The organism is Streptomyces palmae, assembly GCF_004684805.1.
In the GTDB taxonomy this organism is placed as follows: domain Bacteria; phylum Actinomycetota; class Actinomycetes; order Streptomycetales; family Streptomycetaceae; genus Streptomyces; species Streptomyces palmae.
In genome coordinates, this window is the sequence record NZ_SRID01000325.1 from 1 (window position 1) to 7,927 (window position 7,927).

4 protein-coding genes and 1 pseudogene are annotated in these 7,927 nt (G+C 73.9%); 4 read left to right on the forward strand and 1 reads right to left on the reverse strand.

Annotation, left to right across the window (positions count from 1 at the left end; all coding sequences use genetic code 11):
- The 4 genes and pseudogenes from E4099_RS25495 to E4099_RS25510 all read left to right on the forward strand — a co-directional run.
- Positions 1–743, forward strand: a pseudogene (locus E4099_RS25495) (serine/threonine protein kinase); the annotation flags it as partial.
- 332 nt (positions 744–1,075) lie between these two features.
- Positions 1,076–2,998, forward strand: coding sequence for a serine/threonine-protein kinase (locus E4099_RS25500; protein WP_135341464.1), 1,923 nt, complete (start codon positions 1,076–1,078; stop codon positions 2,996–2,998).
- A 246-nt stretch (positions 2,999–3,244) separates the two neighbouring features.
- Entirely contained in the window at positions 3,245–4,957 is a 1,713-nt protein-coding gene (locus E4099_RS25505; protein ID WP_135341465.1) for a succinic semialdehyde dehydrogenase, read from the forward strand.
- Positions 4,958–5,152: 195 nt separating this feature from the next.
- The gene (locus tag E4099_RS25510; RefSeq protein ID WP_280923526.1) at positions 5,153–6,997 is read left to right on the forward strand and encodes a GMC oxidoreductase; all 1,845 of its coding nucleotides are present in this window, start codon (positions 5,153–5,155) and stop codon (positions 6,995–6,997) included.
- Positions 6,998–7,160: 163 nt separating this feature from the next.
- Here the strand turns inward: E4099_RS25510 and E4099_RS25515 are convergent.
- On the reverse strand, positions 7,161–7,927 hold a 767-nt coding region (locus E4099_RS25515; RefSeq protein ID WP_135341467.1), incomplete at its 5' end, for an LAETG motif-containing sortase-dependent surface protein.

Sequence of the window (7,927 nt, forward strand, 5' to 3'; positions counted from 1 at the left end):
GGTCCACTCCGCATGCCCCGGCCCCGGAGCCGCAGTCCGTGCCGGGACGCCGCTTCCGGGCGCGGACGGCCGGGCTCGCCGGGGTGGCGGTGCTGGTGCTGCTGGGCGCGGGCGCGGGGATCGCCATGCTGCTACAGCAGGATGGCGGTGCGCGGGGGCAGTCGGGGACCTCGGCGGGCCCCGGCCACGGCAAGGACGCCGCCGCCGGCACCCCGCACGCCTCCGGGGGTGGGCGGTCCGAGCCGCGGCAGGGCGCGTCCAGCGCACCGGCGAAGGGGCGCCGGCCGCCCGTACCCGAGGGCTACCGGATGTGGAGCGATCCCGCCGGTTTCCAACTCGCGCTGCCGGACGGGTTCAGCCGCTCCTACGAGCCGCCGCGGGTCTACTTCTACTCGCCGGGCAAGGAGTTCCGCATCGGGGTCCACATCCGCTCGCAGGACCCCGCGGGCCCGTTGGGCTCGACCCGGAAGGCCGATGCCAACGGCCCGCGCGACTATCCGGGTTACCGCGACGGCCAGGTGATCGAGCTGGACCACCACGGGATTCCCGCCGCGCTGTGGGCGTTCGTCTGGGACGGGACGTCGGATGACGGCGGCTCCCGGCAGACCTACGAGCTGAGCTGGGACGAGGGGACCCGCATGTGCGATGTGTGGGTGTCCGCGCCGGTCGCCGAGAAGAGCAGGGGGAAGGCGTACTTCGACCAGATCCTCAAGACCTTCCGCCGCCCCGGCTCGCCCTACTGAGCGACCCTGGACCGCCCGGCGGGGTGTCGCCGGCCCGGACTTCCGAGTGTCCTTGGCCCGCCCTGCGGAGGGCCCCGGCTTGCCCTGCGGAGTGTCCTTGGCCCGGCCTGCGGAGGGCCCCGGCTGGAACCGCTGAGGGTTCCCGGCTCATCCTGCGGAGGGCCCCGCCTCGCCCCGCGGAGCGTCCCCCACCCGACCTGCCGAGCATCCGCGGCCCGCCCTGCGGAGCCCCCCGGCCGCTCTTCCGCGCGCTGTGTCAAACGTGCCACGGGACGTTCACGGGGCCGGACCTGAGTGGCAGACGGACGGTCGCGTTAGGTCATGATTGAGTCATGACGAATCGTGGGGGACGGGCGGACGAGCCCACCAGTTACGGGCTCCAGACGCCGCGGACTCCCGGTGCGGCAGGGCCGTACGCACAGCAGGGCAGCGACCCCTCGGACGCCGCCGGACCCGGCCAGGGCCGGCCTGACGCCCCGGGGTTCGGCCCGGCCCGGCCCGACGCCACCCGATTCGGTTCGCCCAAGCCCGACGCCACCCGCGTGGACGCCGCACACCCCGAGTCCGCCCGCCCCGACGCCACCCGTGTCGATGCCGCGCCGTCGGCCCCCGGTCAGGCCGGCTCCCCGCTGCCGCGGCAGTCGGATCCGCGTACCCGGCCCGCCCCCGGCGGTACCGGCTCCTCGTCGGACCCCGAGGTCGGGGTGGGGCGGCTGGTGGGTGGGCGCTATCGGCTGGTCTCCCGGTTGGGGCACGGCGGGATGGGCACCGTGTGGAAGGCGCACGACCAGGTCGTGGACCGGGACGTCGCGGTCAAGGAGCCGCGGGTGCCGGCCGGGTTGGTCGAGGGCGAGGGCCACAAGGTCTACCAGCGGATGCGGCGGGAGGCGCGGGCGGCGGCCCGGATCAGCCACCCCTCGGTGGTCACCGTGCACGACGTGGTGGTCGAGGACGGCCGGCCGTGGATCGTGATGGAGCTGGTGAAGGGCCAGTCACTGGCCGACCGGCTCGCCGAGGGCACCCTGGACCCGCGCGAGGTGGCCAGAATCGGCCTTGACGTGCTGGGGGCGCTGGCCGCCGCGCACGCCGCGGGTGTGCTGCACCGGGACGTCAAGCCGGACAACGTGCTGCTGGGCGGCGACGGTGTCGCGCGGCCGGAGGGCGCCGGGCCGGAGCGGGTGGTACTGACCGACTTCGGTATCGCGCAGGTGGAGGGCGAGCAGGGGCTGACCGAGACCGGCTCGTTCGTGGGCTCGCCGGAGTACATCGCGCCGGAGCGGGTGCTGGGGCAGCGGCCGGGCCCGGAGTCGGACCTGTGGTCCCTGGGCGTGGTGCTGTACACGGCGGTGGAGGGCATGTCCCCGTTCCGCCGCTCGCACACCCCGGCCACCCTCCAGGCGATCGTGTCCGCCGAACCGCAGGTCCCGGCCCGCGGTTCGGGGGCGCTGGCCACCCTGATCATGCAGCTGCTGCGCAAGGACCCGGCGGCCCGTCCCTCCGCCGCGGAGGCCCGGCAGGTGCTGGAGTCGGTGGTGCGCCCGCCGCAGCCGGCCCCCACCCTGCCGGCCACCCGACTGCCCGCGGGCGGAGGGCCCGAGGCCGCGGGGAGCGCCGGCAACCGCTTCGTACCGCCGATCCTGCACCGCAACCGCAGGGCGCAGCTGCTGCTGGGCGGTGGGGTGCTGGTGGTGGCCGCCGCCGTGGCGCTGACCGTGCTCCAGCCCTTCGCGGACGAGGACGCGGTGCCCGGGGACTGGACGGTGCGGGAGGACCCGGAGATCGTCGCGGCCTCCGTCGCGGTGCCCGAGGGGTATGTGCGGGCGGTGGACGACGAGCGCACGGACGACGGTGACGGCACCACGGTCTCGTACAACGACCCGAGCGGGGTGTTCACCATCTCGGTGTCCCGGACCCCGCGCAGCGAGGACAACGAGGTCGAGGACGCCAAGGAGGCCGCCGAGGAGTTGGCTGACTGGTACACCAGCGAGGACAACCACGACATGTACGGAGCCCGTACGGTGCGGCGGTCCGCGACCCGGCAGCAGGGCCAGTCGGCGGTGGACATGACCACCACCTACCGGGACAACTCCGCGGACGACGCCCTGCTCTACGCGGTGCGGGACCTGGTGGTGGTCAACCGCAAGAAGACCCAGTGGGAGGTGAGCGTGACCATGCCCGCCAAGGGGGCCGCGCGCGCCGACGGCGACCGGCTGTTCGAGGAGGTGCGGAAGCACCTGCGGATCCAGGAGATCTGACCGCCGCCCGCGGTGTCCTCGCCGCGGCCTCCCCTCGGTGTCCCTGCCGCGGTGTCCGCGGGGTCCGCGGGGTCCTCGGTGTGTTCCGCCTCTCTTCGGCCTGGTGTGCGATGGTCGGTGACGGCCGACCGCCCTCCGTGTTGACCTGCGAGGACATAGGTCCATGCCAGTGATCGCTGGCACTTTTCGGAAAAGCGGTTACCGGTGGGTACCCAAAGGGGTGCCCATCGGAATACCCTCGGCCGCATGACGGACTCGCCGCAGGAAACGGACCCGCAGCACAGCGCCCCGGCGTCGGCCGGCGACAGCGCCCCCGCGACGGCCGGCGGCAGAGAGCCCGCGGCCGGGGGCCGCTCCGCCGCGGACGGGCGTGCGGCCGCCGAGGGCAACCCGGTCGCCGCCCCCGGCACCCGCACCGCCGCCGATGTCCTCACCCCCGAGCTGCTCGCCCGGCTCACCCGGGGCGTGCTGGGCGGCGGGCGGACCGCCAACCACTCCCCGTTCACCGGGGAGAAGCTCGCCGACCTGCCCGAGTCCTCCCCCGAGGACGTCGCCACCGCCTTCGAGCGGGCCCGGGACGCCCAGCGGGCCTGGGCCGCCACCCCGGTGCGCCGACGGGCCGCCGTCCTGCTGCGCTTCCACGACCTGCTGCTGCGACGGCACCCCGAGGTGCTGGACATCATCCAGCTGGAGACCGGCAAGACCCGGCTGCACGCGCACGAGGAGATCCAGGGCGTCGCCGTGGCCGCCCGGCACTACGGGCTGAAGGCCGACGCCTATCTGCGCCCCAAGCGGCACATCGGGGTGCTGCCGGTGCTCACCAAGGTCACCGAGCTGCGCCAGCCGCGCGGGGTGGTCGGCCAGATCGTGCCCTGGAACTACCCGCTTGAGCTCTCCGTCGGCGACGCGCTGCCCGCCTTCGTGGCCGGCAACGCGGTGGTGATGAAGCCCGACACCCAGACCTCGCTGACCGCGCTGTGGGCACGGGAGCTGATGATCGAGGCCGGACTGCCGGCCGAGGTGTGGCAGGTGGTGGTCGGCGAGGGCCCGGTGGTCGGCCCCGAGGTGGTGCGGCACGCCGACTACGTGTCCTTCACCGGGTCCACCCGCACCGGGCGCGAGGTGGCGCGGAGCGCCGCGGCCCGCCTGGTGGGCTGCTCCCTGGAGCTCGGCGGCAAGAACGCCATGCTGGTGCTGCGCGACGCCGACCTGGACAAGGCCGCCGCCGGCGCGGTCCGCGCCTGCTTCGCCTCCGCCGGGCAGCTGTGCATCTCCATCGAGCGGCTGTACGTCCACGAGTCGGTGGCCGATGACTTCCTGGCCCGGTTCGCGGCCCGCACCCGGGCGATGCGGCTGGGCAGCGCGCTGGCGTACGGGGCGGAGATGGGCTCGCTGGTCTCCGCCCGGCAGCTGGAGAACGTCACCCGCCATGTGGACGAGGCCGTGGCCAAGGGGGCCAGGGTGGTCACCGGCGGCCGGGCCCGCCCGGATATCGGCCCGCTGTTCTACGAGCCCACCATCCTGGAGGGGGTGGAGGCGCCGATGGCGGTGTGCACCGAGGAGACCTTCGGCCCGGTGGTGTCCGTGTACCGCTTCACCGACGAGGACGAGGCGGTGGAGCGGGCCAACGCCACCCCGTACGGGCTCAACGCGGCCGTGTGGACCCGGGACGGCCGCCGCGGACGGGCCATCGCGGCCCGACTGCGCACCGGCACCGTCAACATCAACGAGGGTTTCGCCGCCGCCTACGGCAGTGTCCGCTCGCCGATGGGCGGCATGGGCGACTCGGGGCTCGGCCGCCGGCACGGCTCCGAGGGCATCCTGAAGTACACCGAGGCGCAGACCGTCGCCCACCAGCGGGTGGTGCCGATGGCACCGGCGTTCGGCTTGGACGACGAGAGGTACGCGGCGCTGCTGACGCGGGGGTTGCGGGCGATGAAGGCCTTGCGGATTCGCTGAGCGCTGGGCTGGTGCGGGCTTCGGCTGCGGGTTGTCGGTGGCTGGTCGCGCCGTTCTCCCCCAGACTTCGTCCGGGAGGTGCCCCCACCCCCAGACTCCGTCCGGGGGGACCCCCAGCGCCCCTTTGGGGCGCACCAGAGAGCCCGGGGCGTTGCCCCCCCGGGAGCCTGAACGAGACGTGTGACGGAGGTGCCCGTGTCAGGGGACAAGCGTGTGGGAGGGCGGGCCGGCGGCGCCGCCGGCCGGGGTGGAACCGACTACGACGTGCTGGTGATCGGTTCCGGCTTCGGCGGTTCGGTGTCAGCCCTGCGGCTCACCGAGAAGGGCTACCGGGTGGGCGTGCTGGAGGCCGGCCGCCGCTTCACCCGCGAGACCCTTCCCAAGAACTCCTGGGACCTGCGCAACTACCTGTGGGCCCCGGCCCTCGGCCTCTACGGCATCCAGCGCATCCATCTGCTGAACAAGGTCATGGTGCTGGCCGGGGCGGGGGTCGGCGGCGGCTCGCTGAACTACGCCAACACCCTCTACGTACCGCCCGCCGCGTTCTTCCAGGACCGGCAGTGGGGGCACATCACCGACTGGCAGCAGGAGCTCGGCCCGTACTACGAGCAGGCCAAGCGGATGCTCGGGGTGCGGCTCAACACCACCATGACCCCCTCCGACCGGCACCTGAAGGCCGCGGCCGAGCGGATGGGCGTCGGCGACACCTTCCACATGGCACCGGTCGGGGTGTTCTTCGGGGACGGCGAGGACGCCGACGGGACCAGTCGCGCCAAGCCCGGCGAGACCGTCCCGGACCCGTACTTCGGCGGGGCCGGACCGTCCCGCCGGGCCTGCACCGAGTGCGGCGAGTGCATGACCGGCTGCCGCCACGGCGCCAAGAACACCCTCAACGAGAACTACCTCTACCTCGCCGAACGGGCCGGTGCCACGGTGCACCCGATGACCACCGTGCTCGCGGTCACCGAGGACCGGAAGCACCCGGAGGGCGGCTACCGGGTGCTGACCGTGCCCACCGACCGGCGCCGGCAGCGCGGCCATCGGACCGTCTTCACCGCCCGCCGGGTGGTGATCGCCGCCGGCACCTACGGCACCCAGACCCTGCTGCACCGGATGCGCGACACCAGGATGCTGCCCCGGCTCTCACCGCGGCTCGGCGAGCTGACCCGTACCAACTCCGAGGCGTTGGTGGGCGCGCAGACCACCGACCGGCGCTACCGGAAGCGGACCGGTCAGGCGAGGGCCGACTTCTCCCAGGGCGTCGCGATCACCTCCTCGGTGCACCCCAACGACACCACCCACATCGAGCCGGTCCGCTACGGCAAGGGCTCCAACGCGATGGCCCCGCTGTCCATCCTCCAGATCCCCTACGGCGGGCCGGGGCCCCGCTGGCTCCGCTACCTGGGCGCCAATCTGCGGCACCCGGCGCTGGCCGCCCGGATGTTCGACTACCGCCGCTGGTCCGAGCGCACCATCATCGGGCTGGTCATGCAGACCCACGACAACTCGCTGACCACCTACCGCAGGCGCCGCGGCCCGGGGAAGGGCCTGCTCACCGCCCGGCAGGGGCACGGCAGCCCCAACCCGGACCACATCCCCGAGGGCGCCGAGGCCGCCCGGCTGATCGCCGAGTCCATCAACGGCATCGCGGGCAGCAATGTCGGCGAGCTGATGGGCACCCCGCTCACCGCGCACTTCCTGGGCGGCTGCCCGATCGGGGAGGACGCCGAACACGGGGTCATCGACCCGTACCACCGGCTGTTCGGACACCCGGGGATCTCGGTGGTGGACGGCGCGGCGATCTCCGCCAACCTGGGCGTCAACCCCTCGCTGACCATCACCGCGCAGGCCGAGCGCGCCATGGCGCTGTGGCCGAACAAGGGCGAGCCGGACCCGCGTCCCGAGCCGGGCGCCGGCTACCAGCGGCTGGCCCCGGTCGCGCCCCGCCACCCGGCCGTCCCGGCCGAGGCGTTCGGCGCGCTCCGGCTGCCGACCCTGCTGCCGGTGCCGGAGGTGCCGCCGAAGCGCACGGAGGACTGACCGCGGGCGGGCGCCGGGCCCCGCCTTCGTTCGGCCCCGGGCCCCCGGAGGCACGTCCCCCGGCCCGGAGGTGCGGGAACGGGCCCCGGAGACAAGGGAACGGGCGGGCCGGAGATCCGGCCCGCCCGTTCGCGTTCGTGCGCGTGCTGTGATGCCCCGCGGATCAGGCCGCGGTCGCACCGGTGCGGCGGCGGCGCACCACGATCATCGCGCCCGCGCCCACGGCCACCGTCACCCCGCCGATCACGGCGAGCGTCGGCAGCATGGAGGAGGAACCGGTCTGCGCCAGCTCACCGGTGACCGGCAGCTCGGTCAGCCCGCCCTGCGGGGCCGGCTTGTTCGGCTTGTGCTTGGACGGCTTGGGCTCGGCGTTCTCGACCGGGCCGGGCTTGCTGCCCGCGGCCAGCACGTCGAAGGTGTACTCCGAGGCCTCGGAGAAGCCGCAGACGTCGTCCTGGTCGTGGTACGCGCCGATGGCCAGGGCGAAGCCGTAGCTACCGGGGGTCTTGGCGTCCACCTTCAGCCGCATCTTGGCGTCCGCGTACTCGTCGGGCTTCAGCTCCTCAACGGTGGCGAAGTAGCCGCTCTCGTCGACCGTCTGCCAGCCGCCGGACGCCTCGTCGTACCACTGGATGGTCAGGAGCTCGGAGACGTCCTCCAGGTCCTTGCCCTCGATGGCGCCGACGACGGCGAAGGCGTCGACCGACTTCATGGTCTTGTCGGAGGTGTTGGTGGTCCGGAAGGTGAAGTTCACCCAGCCGGTGCCGGCCACCACCTTGTTCGGCAGCCCGCGCAGCGTGGTGCTGACCGCTGCCTCGTCGGACTCCTCGGAGCAGATCGGGTCCTCCTCCTCGTCGGTGGGCGAGGGGGCCGGCGTCGGCTTGTCGGTGGCGCTGGGGGTGGGCTCCGGCGTGCCGGTCGGCTTGTCGG

Excerpts from the sequence above, each read along its gene's own strand:
- E4099_RS25500 (WP_135341464.1), top strand. The coding sequence starts at position 1,076 with ATGACGAATCGTGGGGGACGGGCGGACGAGCCCACCAGTTACGGGCTC.
- E4099_RS25505 (WP_135341465.1), top strand. The coding sequence starts at position 3,245 with ATGACGGACTCGCCGCAGGAAACGGACCCGCAGCACAGCGCCCCGGCG.